Below are 15689 nucleotides of genomic sequence, written 5' to 3'. Positions count from 1 at the left end.
AGCTAGCCAAAAACAAAAAAGGCGTCACGAAAAAATCGCAACGCCTTCTATGCTTACAGCTAAATTCTGGTAGGCCGTGCTGGGCTCGAACCAGCGACCAACGGATTAAAAGTCCGCTGCTCTACCAACTGAGCTAACGACCCGAAAGAAGCAAGATTATAGGGGCTATCTGCCGGGCTGTCAAATGCTCATGAACGCCGTCACTTCAAGCTTGCCAAGCGGTCCTTGGCGGTAGCGGCGGCCGAGGTGTCCGGGTACTTCGACACCAGCTGCTGCAGGATCTTCTTGGCCTTCTTGCTGTCCTTCAGCTCGATGTAGTTGCTGGCGATGTTGAGCATCGCGTCCGGCACTTTGGGGCTGTTGCCGTAGTTGGAGACGACGGCTTCCTGCGCGGCGATCGCGTTCTTGTAATCGCGCTGGGCGTAATAGGTGTTGCCGAGCCAGTACTGGGCATTGGCGGCGTAGGCGGAGTCCGGGTAGCGGCGGACAAAATCCTGCAGCGCGTTGGCGGCGGACTTGTAATCGCCGGTTTTGAACAGGTCCATCGCGGTGTCGTAGGCCTGCTTCTCCGACGGCTTGACTTCGACGGTCTGGCCGTCGACGACTTCCTGGCGCGGCTCGAGCTTGCGGATGCGGGCGTCGAGGTCGGTGTACAGGTCTTTCTGGGTCTTCTGCGAGCCTGCGATCTGGTTCGCCAGCACTTCGAGCTGGCCGCGCAGGCGGGCGATTTCCTGCATCGTCTGCTCGTGCTGGTTCAGGATCTCGATGGTCGCGGTCTTGTCGGACTTGGTGTCGAGGCGGGCGTTGACGTCGCGGGACAGCGCGTCCACCTTGGCGCGCAGGTCGAGGATGGCGCGGCGCGCTTCATCGTCGTCGAGGATGCCGGCGCTCGCATGCAGGGGCAGCCAGGCGGCAAAGGCGAGGGCAAGGGCCGCAAGGCGGGACTGGGACGTTTTGATCATTTCTGACTCTTCCTAAGCAATACGGGGCGGGATGCAGTCTGCACTGCATCCCGCCCCGCTGTCAATCAGCCGGGAGTGCCGAGCTGTTTGAGACAGCGTCGACAGCGTTCCGATTATTGATAGACGATGTCGGCGCGGCGGTTTTCAGCCCAGGCGGCTTCGTTGCTGCCGGTTGCTTTCGGCTTTTCTTCGCCCAGCGAGACGGCTTCCATCTGGTTGTCCGACACGCCCAGGGCGGCCATCGACTTGCGCACGGCTTCGGCGCGCTTCTGGCCCAGGGCCAGGTTGTACTCGGTGCCGCCGCGCTCGTCGGTGTTACCCTGGATCAGGACTTTACGCTGCTTGTTCTTGGTCAGGTAAGCCGAGTGGTTCTCGACGACCGGCTTGCCGTCGTCACGGACGACGTAGCTGTCGTAGTCGAAGTAGACGCTGCGGTTGGCCAGAACGCCTTTCGGGTCGTTCAGCGGATCCACGGTGCCGGTCTCGACCGGACGGACGTCACGGCTGGTGTCGGCCGGCGGCGCGGTGTTGGCGACCGGGGCTTTTTCGACCACCGGTGGTTCTTGCAGTTTGGTCGACGAGCAAGCCGACAGCAGGGCTGCGGCCGAAGCGATGAAGGCTACGGTTTTAATGTTGCGCATGGGTTTTCTCCTGGTCAAAAAATATTTACTTCATAAAGGGGCCCCAGCTGGGCTCCTTGATGTTTCCCGCCTGCGTCGAAAGACGCTGCTTTACCCGACCATCGACGGATACCACAGCCAGCGAGGCACGCCCGCCGCCCTTATTGGCATACATGATGTATTTTCCGTTTGGCGAAAAACTCGGTTCGGTGGCCCCTTCGGCCAGGCGCTGTTCCTGGCCGCTGGCCAGGTCCATCGCGTAAAGGCAGTACACCCCATCGCGTTGCGAAATCCACGCCAGCGTCTTGCCGTCCGGGGAAATGCGAGGGGAAATATTTTCACGACCATTGAAGGTGACGCGGGTGGGCTGGCCACCGTTCACGCTCATCTTGTAAATCTGTGCGCCACCGCTGCGGTTGCTCACGAAATAAATGCTCTGACCGTCGCCCGAGAACTGGGCTTCGGTATCGATGTCGGCGCCGTTCGTCAGGCGGCGCAGGCCGCTGCCGTCGACATTCACGATGAAGATCTGGGTATTGCCGGTCTTCGACAGGGACAGCGCCAGCTTGGTGCCGTCCGGCGACCAGACCGGGGCCGAGTTGTTGCCCTTTTCGTTGGACAGGATCTGGCGCTGGCCGGTCACCAGGTTCTGCACGTAGACGATCGGCTTCTGCTTTTCCAGCGACACATAGGCGACCTTGGTGCCGTCCGGCGACCAGGACGGCGAGAAGATCGACTCGCGGCCGTAGGCGGCGACCTGTTCGTTTTCGCCGTCGGCGTCGGCCACCACCAGCTCGTAGCTATGGTTGCCCCTGCCGGGGTTGACCTTCACGTAGGAGATGCGGGTCGAGAAGATGCCGCGTACGCCGGTCAGCTTTTCATAGATGTCGTCGGCGATGCGGTGGGCTTCCAGGCGCGTGTTGCGCGCGCTGACCGCGTCCGACAGTTGCGAGAGCTGGGCCTGCTTGACCGTGTCCATCAGCTTGTAGCGGACCTGGAAGCGGCCGTCGGGCATGCGGCTGACCGAGCCCACCACCAGGGCGTCGGCGCCGCTGGCCTTGAAAGCGCCGAGGTCGACGCTGGCGGAGTCGGAGATGGCCTGGCGCGCATCGATCACCTTGAACACGCCGCTGCGCTCGAGGTCGGCGCGGATGATGCTTGAAATCTGGTCCGGCGCCACCGATTCGTCGGCAAAGGCCGCCACCGCGACCGGGATCTGGGTGCCGCTCACGCCGGCGATTTCGACGCGCACCTGGGCGTGTGCAGCCACGCCCATCAGCAGGGTGGCCGAAAACAGCAGGGAATGTAGTTTCTTCTTCATAATGTCTCAGCTAAGTTTGGGTTCGAGCCGATCAGTTCAGGTCTTTCAGTTTGAAGCTGACTGGAAGCGATCGCTCTACCGTACCATCTTTCTTCTTTGGTAGTGGTGACGATTTGTTAATACCTCGTTCCACGGCGTCGTCGAAGGCTGGAATGCCGCTGCTCTTGGTTTTGCGTACCGAAAGAATCTCACCAGTCGGCAATTGCTCCACCTGGAAAACGACTTCCGGATTACCCGGCATATCCGTGCTGCCCGGGTAGGTCGTATTGCCCTTGATCTTCGCTGCGATGCTGGCGATATAACCCTTGTCGATACGCGGCGCGGTCGACTTCGCAGCCGTGCCGCTGCTGCCCGGATTGCCGGCGCCGGAGGTCAGGCGCTTCATTTCCTCGTCGCGCAACTTCTGCAGCTTGGCGGCTTCCGCTTTCTCGGCCCTTGCCTTGGCGATTTTCTCGGCCTTTTCCTTTTCCGCCTTTTCCTTTTTCTTCTGGGCTTCTTCTTTCTTCGCCAGTTCCTGCTCTTTCTTTTTCTCGTCTTCGCGCGCTTTCTTCTCGGCCAGCGCCTTTTCCTTCTTCTCTTCCTCGCGCTTCTGCTTGGCCAGTTCCTGCTCGCGTTCGACCCGCTCTTCTTCCTTGCGTTTCAGTTCTTCCTTGCGCTTCTTTTCGCGTTCCAGGGCGATATCCGGCTGCTTCGGCGGCGCCGGCTCGGCGACGGGCGGCGGCTCGGTCACGCGCGGCGTCGGCGGCGGCGTTTCCGGCTGCGGTTCCGGCTCAGGTTCAGCTTGAGGCTGCGGCGCGGGCGGGGCGGCTTGCTGCACGCTGGTGTCCCACACTTCGGCTTCGACCGCGATCGGCTGGTTGTTGGTCCAGTTAATGCCGATCACCAGGAAAGCCAGCAGCAGGGCGTGCACGCCCACCGCCAGTCCGATCGAGGACATGCGGTTCGGTTCCGGCGGCACCTGGTAGGGCGAGCCGGCGGCGGCGCTGCTGTTGTGCTTCGTTGCCGACATTATTTGGTAGCCAGTCCGACGCGGTTGATGCCCATCTTCTTGGCTTCCGAAATCATCTGGATCACATCGTCATACTTGCTTTCGCGGTCGCCCGAGATCATCACCGGATAGTCGGGATGCTCGGCGTGCATCGCGCGCAGGCGCTCGATCACGGCAGTGCGGCTGGACATGTCCTCGGGCGCGCTGCTGTTCTTGCCGTTGATGCCGATCTGCAGCTGGGCATTGCTCTTCACCGAGATGTTGATGTAGTCGTCCGGCGGCTGGGTCGAGCGCTCGGCGCTGGGCAGCTTGATCTCGCTGGGGTTCTGCGCCGGCGGTACCGCCATGAAGATGATGAGCAGCACCAGCATCACGTCGATGTAGGGCACGACGTTGATTTCGGACTTCAGCTTGCGGCGTCCGTTGCGCAGGTTGCTGTTGAATGCCATGTTCTTACCTCGTTCCCGTTCAGCGCGACTGGCGCTGCAGGATGTTCGAGAATTCCTCGACGAAGCTTTCGAAGCGGATCGCGAGGCGGTCGATATCGTGGGTAAAGCGGTTGTAGGCGACCACGGCCGGGATCGCGGCGAACAGGCCGATCGCGGTGGCGATCAGCGCTTCGGCGATGCCGGGGGCGACCACGGCCAGGGTGGCCTGCTGCACGTTGGCCAGGCCGCGGAAGGCGTTCATGATGCCCCACACGGTGCCGAGCAGGCCGATGTACGGGGACACCGAGCCGACCGAGGCCAGGAAGTTCAGGTGGGTATCGAGGTGATCGAGCTCGCGGTGGAAGGCGGCGCGCATCGCGCGGCGGGCGCCATCCAGCACGGCGCCGACGTCGAGGGCGTCGCGGGCGGCCTGCTTGCCCTTGATGAATTCGCCCATGCCGGCTTCGAAGATGCGGGCCAGGGGGCCGCTCTGGTCGCGCTGGGTGCTGGCGCTCTGGTGCAGGGTGTGCAGGTTGCCGCCGGCCCAGAAGCTGCGTTCGAATTGCTCGGTCAGGCGGCGGGCGGCGCGGATCGCGAACACCTTACGGAAAATATAAGTCCAGCTGATCACGGAAATCGCGAACAGCAGCAACATGATCAGCTTGACGAGGAAGTGCGCGTGAAGGATCAGTTCAACGAAAGAGAGGTCTTGGACTGCGTTCATCAGTATATTTGTTCAAATGTGTCAGTCGGTCCGCATTTTAGCAGCGGTACTTGCTGGAAGGGAACGGGGGTGCATGGTTTGCGCATCGACGCAGCACACTTTCACGTTCGCGCTCGACAGCAGGGTTTCGCCGCGCCAGGCTTGCTGGACAAACTGGACCGAGACGCGGCCAAGCTTCTCCACGCTCAGTGTCAGGGTCACTTCATCGTCCAGGCGGGCGGGCGCCAGGTAATCGATGGCCGCGCTGCGCACTACGAAGATCGCGCTTTCCTCGTCGCGCAGCGTTTGCTGATCAAGGCCCAGCGAACGCAGCCATTCGGTGCGCGCGCGTTCAAAGAACTTCAGGTAATTGGCGTAGTACACGATACCGCCGGCGTCCGTATCTTCGTAGTAGACCCGTACCGTCCAGGTGAAAACTGAAGGCATTTCAGCTGCCATAAATGAAAATGGGAAACATTTTACGCGATTTTCGGAAGGCTTATGTACGTTGGCGTACATAAGCCTCGAATGTTTCGCGGCATGAGTAAACGATAAACATGCATACTCAGCCAACAACTGTAACACTTTCTAACAAGCTTCGTCGCCGGGCTTAGGTGCGCTTGATGTTGAACGGCGCGAAGCCCTGGCAGGTCGGCATCATTTCGATCAGGTTGATGTTGATGTGCGGGGGCAGGGTGGCGATCCAGTAGGCGGTCTCGGCGATGTCTTCGGCGGTCAGCGGCTGGGTGCCTTCGTAGACCTTGGCCGCCGCGGCGTCGTCGCCCTTCAGGCGGACGTTCGAGAACTCGGTGCCGCCGCACAGGCCGGGCGCGAGGTTGGTGGCGCGCACGCCGGTGCCGACCAGGTCGGCGCGCAGGTTCAGCGTGAACTGCTCGACGAAGGCCTTGGTGGCGCCGTACACATTGCCGCCCGGGTAGGGGTAGTGGCCGGCGACCGAGCCCAGGTTGATGACCAGGCCGCTTCCGCGCTCGACCATCGAAGGCAGCACGGCGTGGGTCATGGTGACCAGGCCCTTGACGTTGGTATCGATCATCGTGTTCCAGTCCTCCAGCGGGACTTCGTGCGCCGGCTTGGTGTTCAGCGCCAGGCCTGCGTTGTTGATCAGGACGTCGATCTGGCGCCAGGACTGCGGCAGCATCGACAGCGCTTCCTCGATCGAGGCCTTGTCGGTGACGTCCATCGCGACCGGCAGCGCGGATTCGCCCAGCTCGCGCGCCAGCGATTCCAGGCGTTCCTTGCGCCTTGCGGCCAGCACCACCTGGTGGCCGTTCTTGACGAAGGTGCGCGCCATCGCGGCGCCGAAGCCGGCCGATGCGCCGGTAATGAATACGATCATGATGGGATCCCGGATGATGGATGGTGAAGATTGAACTGCAAGATTGTAGCCGAAATGATCATTGCTTACCCCATGTGTCATCCCTTACAATCGGCAATTCCATTTACGTCTCACGTAACTGGCGAAAACCGCCGCCGGCGGCGAAGGTGGATATCCACCGGGGAGCGTGAGACGTCGTATGCCGTTCGCCTGGGCAGCCTCCGACTGGTACGGTTCGTATCGCGGCTGCCCGTGTCCACGGCTCCCGCCTTCGTCCTGCGCTGCCGGTTGCCTGGTTCTCTTATCGATTGGAGTTTTTTTCATGTTTGCAAAAGATCACACGCTCGCCAACGTCGACCCGGAACTGTGGGATGCCATTCAGAAGGAAAACACCCGCCAGCAAGACCACATCGAGCTGATCGCGTCCGAGAACTACACCTCGCCGGCAGTGATGCAGGCGCAGGGCTCCCAGCTGACCAACAAGTACGCCGAAGGCTACCCTGGCAAGCGCTACTACGGCGGTTGCGAATACGTCGACGTCGCCGAGCAGCTGGCAATCGACCGCGTCAAGCAACTGTTCGGCGCCGAAGCCGCCAACGTGCAGCCGAACTCGGGCTCGCAGGCCAACCAGGGCGTGTTCTTCGCCATGCTGAAGCCGGGCGACACCATCATGGGCATGTCGCTGGCCGAAGGCGGCCACCTGACCCACGGCATGGCGCTGAACATGTCGGGTAAATGGTTCAACGTCATCTCCTACGGCCTGACCGAGCAGGAAGACATCGACTACGAGCAGATGGAACGCCTGGCGCGCGAGCACAAGCCGAAGCTGATCATCGCCGGCGCCTCCGCCTTCTCGCTGCGCATCGACTTCGAGCGCTTCGCGAAAATTGCCAAGGAAATCGGCGCTTACTTCATGGTCGACATGGCCCACTACGCCGGCCTGATCGCCGCGGGCGAGTACCCGAACCCGGTGCCGTTCGCCGACTTCGTCACCTCGACCACCCACAAATCCCTGCGCGGCCCGCGCGGCGGCATCATCCTGATGAAAGCCGAGTTCGAAAAGCAGATCAACTCGGCGATCTTCCCTGGCATCCAGGGCGGTCCGCTGATGCACGTGATCGCCGGCAAGGCCGTCGCCTTCAAGGAAGCGCTGTCGCCGGAATTCAAGGCATACCAGCAGCAGGTCGTGAAGAACGCCAAGGCCCTGGCCGAAGCGCTGATCGCGCGCGGCCTGCGCATCGTCTCGGGCCGCACCGAGTCGCACGTGATGCTGGTCGACCTGCGTTCGAAGGGCCTGACCGGCAAGGAAGCGGAAGCGATCCTGGGCCAGGCGCACATGACCTGCAACAAGAACGGCATTCCGAACGACCCGCAGAAGCCTTTCGTGACCTCCGGCATCCGCCTCGGCAGCCCGGCCTTCACCACCCGCGGTTTCAAGGAAGAAGATGCGACCAAGGTGGGCAACCTGATCGCCGACGTGCTGGACAACCCGCACGACGCGGCGACCATCGAGCGCGTCAAGGCCGAAGTGAAGCAACTGACCGACAAGTACCCGGTCTACGCTTCGTAATCTCTCGATAGCACAGCGGCTCCGGCAACGATGAAGTGCCCTTTCTGTCAGCATGAAGACACCCAGGTCCTCGATACCCGCGTATCCGAGGAGGGCGATTCCATCCGCCGCCGGCGCCGCTGCGCCCAATGCGACAAACGTTTTACTACCTACGAGCGCGTCGAGCTCTCGATGCCGATCATCGTCAAGAAGAGCGGCAGCCGCACCGAATTCGAAGCCTCCAAACTGCGCGGCAGCCTGATGCTGGCCCTGCGCAAGCGTCCCGTCGCCGCCGGCGCGATCGACGCCGCCATTGCCTCGATCGAGGAAAAGCTGCTCACCAGCGGCCGCCGCGAAGTCGACAGCGTCTATGTCGGCGAACTCGTGATGCAGGAACTCAAGCGTCTCGACAAGATCGCTTATATCCGTTTCGCCTCCGTCTACAAGAACTTCGAAGACCTGGCCGAGTTCCAGGAAGCGATTGCGGAAGTCGGTCCCGGCGCCAAAACCAATCCTGGCTGAAGAAGTTCCATCTTTACGCTTGAGCGTCCGCCACGGCTGACCTGAGTCCGCCTGCTACCTTCTGGTCTCCCTGAACCGAGACCTGGAGGTGTGGCATGCGCGGCCGCTCACATGCTGGCGCTTTCCCCGGCGGCTTTACGCTGGTGGAAGTGCTGGTGGCTCTGTTCGTCGTCGCCCTTGGCGTCGCCGGGGCCGCGGCCGTGCAGGCGGTGGCCGTGCGCGCCGCGGGCGAGGCAGGGCGCCTGGCCGACGGCATGCGGCTGGCCTCTTCGCTGGCCGAGCGCATGCGTGCGAATCCTGCCGCGATGGCGCTGCCGGATGCCGACAATCCCTATCTCCAGTTCGATGCCGAAGCCGGCGCGCCGCCGGCTGCTTCTACCTCCTGCTATGGCGCGTCCGGCTGCGGTCCGGTCGAGCTGGCGAACGTCGACCTGATCGAGACCGCGGCCCAGCTAGGCAGCCGCTTTCCCGGAGGGCACATCCGCGTCTGCCGCGACGCCCAGGAGCCGGATGCGAGCGGCCTGCTGGCCTGGGACTGCAGCGGTGGGCCCGGCGCACCCGTCGCCATCAAGCTGGGCTGGCGCGACCGGCAGGCGGCGCCGGATGCCGCATCTGCGCCGGCCGTGTTCCTGATGCTCGGGGCGGGCGCGCCATGAGACTGCGTTTGCAGCAATCCGGCCTGACCCTGGTCGAGATGATGGTGGCCATGGCCATCGGCCTGGCGGTCGTGCTGGCCGCCGCGCGGCTGCTGGGCCTGGCCAATGGCGCCTACGCGGCGCAGATGGAAGCCGCAGCCCTCGACGATGCCGGCCGCTACGCCCTCGACATCGTCGGCCGCGCGGTGCGCCAGGCCGCCCATGCCGATCCGCTGCTGCTCGACCTGTCGGCGCCCGTCGACGTCCTGCCGGCCCGCCTGACGGGGCTGGATGCGCGCTCGCTCGGCAGCACCAGCGCCGGCATCGACATCCCCCTGGCCGCCGTGGCGAACGGCAGCGACGTGCTGGCCGTGCGCTTTCCCGGCGCCGGCGGCGGCGCAAACGGCGACGGCAGCGTGGTGAACTGCGCCGGCTTTTCCGTCGGCTCGGGCCAGGAAGGCTGGAGCATCTTCTACGTCGCGAACAACGGCGACGGCGAGCCCGAACTGCGCTGCAAGTACCGCGGCGCCGCCAACTGGAGCGCGGACGCGGTGGTAGCGGGCGTGGACAGCTTCCAGGTCCTGTACGGCCTCGATACCGACACCCCGCGCGACGGCGCCGCCAACCGCTACCTGAACGCCGAGGCGATCCGGACGCTGGACGCGGCCTATGCCGGCCTGCCGGCGCCGGAGCTGAACCGCCATACGTGGTGGAAGCGGGTGGTCAGCGTGCGTATCGGGCTGCTGCTGCACGGCACGCGCGCGACCCGGCCTGCGCGTGGCAATGGCGAGTTCCAGCTGTTCGGCCCGCTGCATGCGGCCGGCGGTGCGGAGGGCGACCACGGGACCGTGGTGCGCGAGGATGCGCTGCCGGACAGCCTGCAGCGGCGCGAGCGCAGGCTGTTCACGATGACGGTGGCTTTGCCGGCGGGGGCCTTATGAGCGCGCTCCGGCATTGCTGCGGCCTGCGGCTACGGCGTCAAAAAGGCGCGGCCCTGGTCTGCGCGCTGATGCTGATGATGGCGGCCATGCTGATCGGCGTGTCCGTGTGCAGCACCGTTTTCGCCTCGATTGCGTCGGCAGGGGCCGAGCGCGAGCGCAGCATTGCACACGAGGCCGCCGAAGCCGCTTTGCACGATGCCGAACGGGACATCGCCGCGGCACCGGGCATGGTTTCTCCCGCGCGGTCCACGCAGTTTACGGAAGCTGGCGCCGCCAGCTTCGTCGACGGCTGCGGCGGCGCCGGCTCGGCGCGCGGGCTATGCCTGGCGACCTCGCCGCCGGCATGGCAGCTACAGGACCTGGCCGACGCCGATAACCCCGCGCTGGTGCCCTATGGCCATTACACCGGCGCGAACCTGGCGACGGGCCGCGGCCTGCTGCCGGCCCGTCCGCCGGCCTACCTCATCGAGAAGATCGCGCCGCCGGGCGCCGGCGCCTCGCTCGGCAGCTTTTACAGGATCACGGCGATCGGCTTCGGTAGCCGGGAGGCGACACGCGTCGTGCTGCAATCGGTGGTGCGCAAGCCGCCGCCTGCGCCCGCGAGCGGAGCGGGGCCGCCGGGCCCTGGCGGCTCGGCAGGCGCCGGTAGCCCGAGTACGCCACCGGCCCAGCTCCCGGCCGGCCGCATCGGCTGGCGCGAAATCGCCAACTGGCCGCAGTTGCACGCCCAGGCGCTGGAGTAGGCAATGCCACCATACGAACGCGAACACGAACGAAGAAGCGAGGAAGGCATGAACATGAAGCGCGGCTTTACCCTGATCGAAATGCTGGTCGTACTGGCGATCCTGTCCATCCTGGCCGCGGTCGCCATTCCGAGCTACACCAGCCACGTCACGCGCACCAAGCGCACCGAGGGACAGATCGCCCTGATCGACGCGATGCAGCAGCAGGAGCGCTACCACCTGCAGCACAACACCTATGTCGCATTTTCCGCGGACGGCGGCGACGCCGCGCCGGCGGGCTTTCCCTGGTGGTCGGGCGTGAGCGCCGCCGTCAGCCGCTACGAACTGGAGGCGCACGCCTGCCCGGGCCGCGACATCGCCGATTGCGTGGAGGTGCGCGCCATCCCCGGCACGGCGAAGGTCGACGGGCGCTTTCGCGACCAGGACTGCGGCGCGCTGACCCTCAACAGCCTGGGCGTGCACGGCTCGGAGCGGGCGGGCCGCTGCTGGCCATGAAGCGCGCGCGTGTCAAGCAGCCGCGGGCCGGCTTCACGCTGATCGAACTTCTCGCGGTGCTGGCAATTGCCGCCATCCTGCTTGCCGCCGGCGCGCCCGACCTGCGCCAGTTCATCCGCAACCAGCAGCTGAAAGCCGCCGCAGCCGATCTGTTCGCGGCCATCGGCCAGGCGCGTGCGCAGGCGCTGGCGCGCGGGGAGCTCGTGACCGTACTGCCGAAGGGCACGGGCGGCGCCGACTGGCGCCAGGGCTGGACCGTCTTCCTCGACCGCGACGGCGACCGCCAGCCCGGCCCCGGCGACACCATCCTGGCCGAGCACGGCCCGCTGGCGCAGGGGATGGCGGTCGGCTTTTCCTTCACGACCCCGGCGCCGCCTTTCTATATCGCCTACAATGGCGCCGGGCGCAGCTGCCGCGACAGCAACCCGGCGGCGGCGCGCTATGGCACGCTGTCGCTGTTCCACGGCAGCGGCATCCGCCGTATTAAAATCAATATGCTGGGCCGGGCCCGCAGCTGCGATCCGGCGCGCGACGCGTCCTGCGACGGTCCCGCCGCGCCGCCATGAACTTGAGCGAATGAAAAAGTGCTGATACTGAGCGATACCGAAGGCATGGCCCTGGCCCTGGAATGGGCGGCCAGGGGCATGTACATCACGGCGCCGAACCCGCGCATCGGCTGCGTGATCGTGCGCGACGGCGAAGTGATCGGCGCCGGCCATACCCAGCCGGCCGGCCAGGCGCATGCCGAGGTCCAGGCCCTGCGCGACGCCCAGGCGCGCGGCAAGGATGTCCGCGGCGCCACCGCCTACGTGACGCTGGAGCCCTGCAGCCATTACGGCCGCACGCCGCCCTGTTCGAACGCGCTGATCCAGGCGGGCCTGGGCCGCGTGGTGGCGTCGATGATGGATCCGAATCCGCTGGTGGCCGGGCGCGGGCTGGCCCAGCTGGAAGCGGCCGGCATTGCGGTCGCCTCCGGCCTGATGGCGGATGAGGCCTGTGAACTGAATATCGGCTTCTTCAACCGCATGCGTTTCAGGAAGCCCTGGGTGCGTCTGAAGACGGCCGCCAGCCTGGACGGCGCCACGGCGCTGGACAGCGGCGAGAGCCAGTGGATCACCAGCCCCGAAGCGCGCGCCGACGGCCACGCCTGGCGTGCCCGCGCACAGGCGATCCTGACCGGCATCGGCACCGTCAAGGCCGACGATCCGCAACTCACGGTACGCGGGATCGACACTCCGATGCAGCCGCGCCGTGTGATCGTCGACAGCCGCCTCGAGATCGATACCGGCTCCCGCATCCTGCAGGGTGAGCCGTGCTGGATCGTGGCGGCGCAGTCCAACACGGAAAAGGAAGCGGCCTTGCGTACGGCCGGCCACGAGGTGATCATGCTGCCGAACAGCGCCGGCAAGGTCGACCTGCCGGACCTGATGCTGGAACTGGGACGCCGCGAAATCAACGAGCTGCATGTCGAGGCGGGCGGCAAGCTGAACGCCTCGCTGGTGCGCGAAGGCTGTGTCGACGAGCTGCTGGTCTACCTGGCGCCCAGCCTGATCGGGCCGGGGCAGGGCATGTTCGCGCTGCCGCCGCTGGCGCAATTGCAGGACAAGCTGGCGCTGCGCTTCCACGGCGTGCAGCAGGTCGGCCCCGACCTGCGCATCCTGGCGCGCTTTAATCAATCGAAAGGATAAGGATGTTTACTGGAATCGTCGCTGCCGTCGGCAGCATCCAATCGGTCAAGCCGCTCGAAGGCGGTTCGTTCGCGGGCGTGCGCCTGCAGATCGAGGCCGGCGGGCTGGGCCTGGACGACGTCGCGCTGGGCGACTCGATCGCCATCAACGGCGCCTGCATGACCGTGGTCGAGAAGACCGGGACCGCCTTCGCGGTGGACGTCTCGCGCGAAAGCCTGAACCGCACCGCGGGCCTGGACCAGCCGGGCGAAGTGAACCTGGAAAAGGCGCTGACCCTGGCCGAGCGCCTGGGCGGCCACCTGGTATCGGGCCACGTCGATGGCCTGGGCATCGTGCACAGCTTCGAGCCGGTCGGCGAATCCTATAAGCTGGTGATCGATGCGCCCGTGGAGCTGGGCAAGTACCTGGCCTATAAAGGCTCGATCGTGGTGAACGGCGTCTCGCTGACCGTGAACAGCGTCGAGGACCTGGAGGCGAATGGCGCGAAGGTCTGCCGCTTCTCGATCAACCTGATCCCGCACACGATCGCCGTCACCACCCTCAAGCACCTGCATGCGGGCGCGAAGGTGAACCTGGAGATCGACCTGATCGCACGTTACGTGGAGCGGATGCTGTCAGCGTCCAATGCTGTCAAGTGATTCATAAAAAGCTATAAATTTTAAAAGCGTATATTTTAGTCGGACAGCTTTGGACATGTTGATCCAATGAAAGCTTGACGGAATTGGACGATAGCTTGTCGTACACGGGAGACTATGAGCCGGCTGACGAGTATGTTAGGTCGTCATTTTGCCGTGCAAACGGGGATTCGTTGCGCGAATGCATGTACTCACTTTACGAGATCGCGATAGCTCGTGCCGTGTTGAACTGCAAGCCCTTGTAATGTAGTGCAGAACGCTATTTTTAGTCGTGTTCTGCAGCTTTGGCCTGTGCACGTTCATCCAGTAACGCCATTTGGATTTCGCGCGAGTGCAGCGCTTCCAACTTCTCGATTAGACCAATCTTAGTATCTGCCTTTAACCGCGCCGGTTGAGACATCAATGAGAGTAGGTTTTCCAAATCTTGCGCCTGCTTGACTGCGTGAAAAGCTTTCTCTTTATTAACAAAGACCCAACTGTATTTCTTCCGATGCAGAAGTTCAATGACGTTGCTAAGCGTGCCGGTACTTTTGGCGTCCCAAATCATGAACCCGGTGTCAGCCGCTTCGGCCAAGGCTATATCTTTGGCCGTAAAAAAAGCGCGGGAGCCCGGCTTGTGATACGTAGTTACCGGGTGAACCGGCCAATTCCCGACGTTATTGCGGGGTGTCTCGCCGGTACAGAACACCGTGACACGCTCATATTCCTCGTCCAACAGAAAGCGTTGGATTGACGTATCGACGCCATCGGCATCGCCTACGACAACATCATGCTTCATGTGCATGATGTTCATGAGCCGCTCTTGCACCATGAAGTCCAAGTTTTTGATGGTGATAGAGCCCGCAATAAAAACGGTAGCCATTCTGTTACCTCCACGTCAACGTCGCTACATATACATTCCCTATTTTCTCATACGTTCGCAGTACGTCACAGGCCGCATCTATTGAGGCACCGCTGTGGTAAAGGTCATCGATGAGCAGGGCGTCCCACTTGCCGTTGTTCGTAATGGCACGGTTAAGGCTAATAGCGCCGACCAGTGCCTGATCTTTCTCTTCACGAGTATTCAGGTTTTTCAGTTTCGCACCGCCTGTTGCCTTACTCAACAGTTCGAAAACAGGTTTACCTGTAAGAGCGCCCAATTCCTTAGCTACTAAAGTCACAGGTTGTACTTGGCGTTGATTGCTCGCCGGCATCGGCACAATTAATCCAAACTTGGGCAGGGACGGCAAGATGTAGTCAACGACGGCCTGTGCCAACTCCTTAGCGCGCCCATGGTCATCGCGGTATTTGAGCTGGAATACGGCTTCCCCCGCATCCGTGCGGACTGTGTCGAACTGCATGTGACCATACTCGTTTTCTCCAATGGGCGTGCTGTATTTGGAGTGCTTGTCGAGCGCGTACCCACTGTGAAAACGACCTTGAAGTTGACGAAGATTTACCTGCATATGCCCTCCCTAGTTATTGAACGAGCAACGGAGATGGGGTGCAGTCGGATGTGTTCAAGAGGTGTTAACGAAAAATAATGAGTGCTATGAATACCGGATATGTTTTGCGCATAAATATCCTATTTGGATAAATCTGCGCTTACTTTTAAGATTTTTTAAGACATGCAGTGCGATGATTTCGCCGCCGGGTGCTACTTGCGCGACGGCAATTCGGCCATCAGTCATCGGTGCTCTCAATAGAGATCGTTGCCCGTATCGCTGCTGCCTCAAGATCTAGTCGTCAACCGTTTGGTGCGATCGAGATGCGCTCTCGTAGTCGGAAGGAATTGCCGTATCCAATAGGAAATTGTTATACAATCAATAGTACATTTGGCAAGGAAAAGCTATGGGCAGCATACCTTTCAAAGACTATGACTTTTGGACAATCACGCAGGAAAGCTTCGTCGCATATACGTACCGAAAGGCCCGCCACTTAGGCTTTACGTTCGTGGGAGCTCCCGCATGAGCGAGACGGTGCCTCAACTTGTTAAGCATGCCGCTGCCGGACCGTATTGAACCGCCCCGGGTTTTGTAGAGGCTCCATTGTTTGAGAAAATGGAGTCATGAAGAAGCAACCGAAGTATTCCCCCGAAGTCATCGAGCGCGCCGTGCGCATGGTCAGCGAAGCTGCCAGCGAGT

At 62.9% G+C, this 15689-nt stretch carries 19 protein-coding genes, 1 tRNA gene and 1 riboswitch; of the genes, 9 read left to right on the top strand and 11 right to left on the bottom strand.

What is annotated here, in order from left to right; genetic code table 11:
* Positions 1-67: 67 nt before the first annotated feature.
* The 9 genes from LQV39_RS19710 to LQV39_RS19670 all read right to left on the bottom strand — a co-directional run bounded on the left by LQV39_RS19710 (position 68) and on the right by LQV39_RS19670 (position 6379).
* Positions 68-143: transfer RNA gene (locus LQV39_RS19710), tRNA-Lys, on the bottom strand.
* Positions 144-200: 57 nt separating this feature from the next.
* Positions 201-962 (bottom strand): tol-pal system protein YbgF, encoded by a 762-nt coding sequence (gene ybgF, locus LQV39_RS19705; protein WP_230027897.1) that lies wholly within the window; start codon positions 960-962, stop codon positions 201-203.
* A 113-nt stretch (positions 963-1075) separates the two neighbouring features.
* Entirely contained in the window at positions 1076-1603 is a 528-nt protein-coding gene (gene pal / locus LQV39_RS19700) for a peptidoglycan-associated lipoprotein Pal (protein WP_230027894.1), read from the bottom strand.
* Positions 1604-1628: 25 nt separating this feature from the next.
* Entirely contained in the window at positions 1629-2903 is a 1275-nt protein-coding gene (gene tolB, locus LQV39_RS19695) for a Tol-Pal system beta propeller repeat protein TolB (protein ID WP_230027888.1), read from the bottom strand.
* 31 nt (positions 2904-2934) lie between these two features.
* Complete coding sequence (gene tolA, locus LQV39_RS19690) at positions 2935-3912, bottom strand: cell envelope integrity protein TolA (protein WP_230027883.1); 978 nt, start codon at positions 3910-3912, stop codon at positions 2935-2937.
* Positions 3912-4340 (bottom strand): biopolymer transporter ExbD, encoded by a 429-nt coding sequence (locus tag LQV39_RS19685; protein ID WP_230027877.1) that lies wholly within the window; start codon positions 4338-4340, stop codon positions 3912-3914. Before LQV39_RS19685 ends, tolA begins: the two co-directional genes overlap by 1 nt.
* A 19-nt stretch (positions 4341-4359) precedes the next feature.
* Positions 4360-5043 carry a protein TolQ gene (gene tolQ / locus LQV39_RS19680; RefSeq protein ID WP_230027871.1) on the bottom strand — a complete coding sequence of 228 codons (684 nt, stop codon included), beginning with the start codon at positions 5041-5043 and terminating at the stop codon, positions 4360-4362.
* 21 nt (positions 5044-5064) lie between these two features.
* On the bottom strand, positions 5065-5469 hold the full coding sequence (gene ybgC, locus LQV39_RS19675; protein WP_230027866.1) for a tol-pal system-associated acyl-CoA thioesterase: 405 nt from the start codon (positions 5467-5469) through the stop codon (positions 5065-5067).
* Positions 5470-5632: 163 nt separating this feature from the next.
* Complete coding sequence (locus LQV39_RS19670; protein ID WP_230027865.1) at positions 5633-6379, bottom strand: SDR family oxidoreductase; 747 nt, start codon at positions 6377-6379, stop codon at positions 5633-5635.
* 104 nt (positions 6380-6483) lie between these two features.
* A riboswitch (ZMP/ZTP riboswitch) is annotated at positions 6484-6581 on the top strand.
* Between the two features lie 99 nt (positions 6582-6680).
* Between LQV39_RS19670 and glyA the strand changes: the two genes are divergently transcribed.
* From glyA to LQV39_RS19625, 9 genes are all read left to right on the top strand, one after another.
* Positions 6681-7928, top strand: coding sequence for a serine hydroxymethyltransferase (glyA, locus tag LQV39_RS19665; RefSeq protein WP_230027863.1), 1248 nt, complete (start codon positions 6681-6683; stop codon positions 7926-7928).
* Between the two features lie 30 nt (positions 7929-7958).
* Positions 7959-8429 (top strand): transcriptional regulator NrdR, encoded by a 471-nt coding sequence (gene nrdR, locus LQV39_RS19660; RefSeq protein WP_230027862.1) that lies wholly within the window; start codon positions 7959-7961, stop codon positions 8427-8429.
* 95 nt (positions 8430-8524) lie between these two features.
* The gene (gene pilV / locus LQV39_RS19655; protein WP_230027851.1) at positions 8525-9085 is read left to right on the top strand and encodes a type IV pilus modification protein PilV; all 561 of its coding nucleotides are present in this window, start codon (positions 8525-8527) and stop codon (positions 9083-9085) included.
* Positions 9082-10005 carry a PilW family protein gene (locus LQV39_RS19650; protein WP_230027846.1) on the top strand — a complete coding sequence of 308 codons (924 nt, stop codon included), beginning with the start codon at positions 9082-9084 and terminating at the stop codon, positions 10003-10005. Before pilV ends, LQV39_RS19650 begins: the two co-directional genes overlap by 4 nt.
* The gene (locus LQV39_RS19645) at positions 10002-10748 is read left to right on the top strand and encodes a pilus assembly protein (protein WP_230027840.1); all 747 of its coding nucleotides are present in this window, start codon (positions 10002-10004) and stop codon (positions 10746-10748) included. The genes LQV39_RS19650 and LQV39_RS19645 overlap by 4 nt, the downstream gene beginning before the upstream one ends.
* 3 nt (positions 10749-10751) lie before the next feature.
* A complete protein-coding gene (locus LQV39_RS19640; protein ID WP_230027835.1) occupies positions 10752-11243 on the top strand; it encodes a type IV pilin protein in 492 nt (163 codons plus the stop codon).
* Positions 11240-11809, top strand: a complete 570-nt coding sequence (locus LQV39_RS19635; RefSeq protein WP_230027832.1) for a GspH/FimT family pseudopilin — start codon at positions 11240-11242, stop codon at positions 11807-11809. Before LQV39_RS19640 ends, LQV39_RS19635 begins: the two co-directional genes overlap by 4 nt.
* Before the next feature lie 45 nt (positions 11810-11854).
* Positions 11855-12931 carry a bifunctional diaminohydroxyphosphoribosylaminopyrimidine deaminase/5-amino-6-(5-phosphoribosylamino)uracil reductase RibD gene (gene ribD / locus LQV39_RS19630; RefSeq protein ID WP_374199451.1) on the top strand — a complete coding sequence of 359 codons (1077 nt, stop codon included), beginning with the start codon at positions 11855-11857 and terminating at the stop codon, positions 12929-12931.
* Positions 12932-12933: 2 nt separating this feature from the next.
* Entirely contained in the window at positions 12934-13569 is a 636-nt protein-coding gene (locus LQV39_RS19625) for a riboflavin synthase (RefSeq protein ID WP_230027828.1), read from the top strand.
* A 262-nt stretch (positions 13570-13831) separates the two neighbouring features.
* Here the strand turns inward: LQV39_RS19625 and LQV39_RS19620 are convergent, their stop codons facing one another.
* Entirely contained in the window at positions 13832-14428 is a 597-nt protein-coding gene (locus LQV39_RS19620) for a hypothetical protein (protein ID WP_230027827.1), read from the bottom strand.
* A gap of 4 nt (positions 14429-14432) precedes the next feature.
* A complete protein-coding gene (locus LQV39_RS19615; protein WP_230027826.1) occupies positions 14433-15011 on the bottom strand; it encodes a ComF family protein in 579 nt (192 codons plus the stop codon).
* Positions 15012-15689: the final 678 nt, after the last annotated feature.

The sequence above is a fragment of the Massilia sp. Bi118 genome, from assembly GCF_918697865.1.
In the GTDB taxonomy this organism is placed as follows: Bacteria; Pseudomonadota; Gammaproteobacteria; order Burkholderiales; family Burkholderiaceae_D; genus Telluria.
This window is presented reverse-complemented; position numbering and strand designations above follow the sequence as displayed.

What these genes read in the sequence shown, in the direction of transcription:
- LQV39_RS19625 (WP_230027828.1), top strand. Translation starts at nt 12,934, where the DNA reads ATGTTTACTGGAATCGTCGCTGCCGTCGGCAGCATCCAATCGGTCAAG.
- LQV39_RS19640 (WP_230027835.1), top strand. Translation starts at nt 10,752, where the DNA reads ATGCCACCATACGAACGCGAACACGAACGAAGAAGCGAGGAAGGCATG.
- LQV39_RS19685 (WP_230027877.1), bottom strand. Translation starts at nt 4,340, where the DNA reads ATGGCATTCAACAGCAACCTGCGCAACGGACGCCGCAAGCTGAAGTCC.
- LQV39_RS19645 (WP_230027840.1), top strand. Translation starts at nt 10,002, where the DNA reads ATGAGCGCGCTCCGGCATTGCTGCGGCCTGCGGCTACGGCGTCAAAAA.
- ybgC (WP_230027866.1), bottom strand. Translation starts at nt 5,469, where the DNA reads ATGCCTTCAGTTTTCACCTGGACGGTACGGGTCTACTACGAAGATACG.
- tolQ (WP_230027871.1), bottom strand. Translation starts at nt 5,043, where the DNA reads ATGAACGCAGTCCAAGACCTCTCTTTCGTTGAACTGATCCTTCACGCG.
- LQV39_RS19650 (WP_230027846.1), top strand. Translation starts at nt 9,082, where the DNA reads ATGAGACTGCGTTTGCAGCAATCCGGCCTGACCCTGGTCGAGATGATG.
- ybgF (WP_230027897.1), bottom strand. Translation starts at nt 962, where the DNA reads ATGATCAAAACGTCCCAGTCCCGCCTTGCGGCCCTTGCCCTCGCCTTT.
- LQV39_RS19620 (WP_230027827.1), bottom strand. Translation starts at nt 14,428, where the DNA reads ATGGCTACCGTTTTTATTGCGGGCTCTATCACCATCAAAAACTTGGAC.
- pilV (WP_230027851.1), top strand. Translation starts at nt 8,525, where the DNA reads ATGCGCGGCCGCTCACATGCTGGCGCTTTCCCCGGCGGCTTTACGCTG.
- nrdR (WP_230027862.1), top strand. Translation starts at nt 7,959, where the DNA reads ATGAAGTGCCCTTTCTGTCAGCATGAAGACACCCAGGTCCTCGATACC.
- tolA (WP_230027883.1), bottom strand. Translation starts at nt 3,912, where the DNA reads ATGTCGGCAACGAAGCACAACAGCAGCGCCGCCGCCGGCTCGCCCTAC.
- LQV39_RS19635 (WP_230027832.1), top strand. Translation starts at nt 11,240, where the DNA reads ATGAAGCGCGCGCGTGTCAAGCAGCCGCGGGCCGGCTTCACGCTGATC.
- LQV39_RS19615 (WP_230027826.1), bottom strand. Translation starts at nt 15,011, where the DNA reads ATGCAGGTAAATCTTCGTCAACTTCAAGGTCGTTTTCACAGTGGGTAC.
- tolB (WP_230027888.1), bottom strand. Translation starts at nt 2,903, where the DNA reads ATGAAGAAGAAACTACATTCCCTGCTGTTTTCGGCCACCCTGCTGATG.
- pal (WP_230027894.1), bottom strand. Translation starts at nt 1,603, where the DNA reads ATGCGCAACATTAAAACCGTAGCCTTCATCGCTTCGGCCGCAGCCCTG.
- LQV39_RS19670 (WP_230027865.1), bottom strand. Translation starts at nt 6,379, where the DNA reads ATGATCGTATTCATTACCGGCGCATCGGCCGGCTTCGGCGCCGCGATG.
- glyA (WP_230027863.1), top strand. Translation starts at nt 6,681, where the DNA reads ATGTTTGCAAAAGATCACACGCTCGCCAACGTCGACCCGGAACTGTGG.
- ribD (WP_374199451.1), top strand. Translation starts at nt 11,855, where the DNA reads ATGGCCCTGGCCCTGGAATGGGCGGCCAGGGGCATGTACATCACGGCG.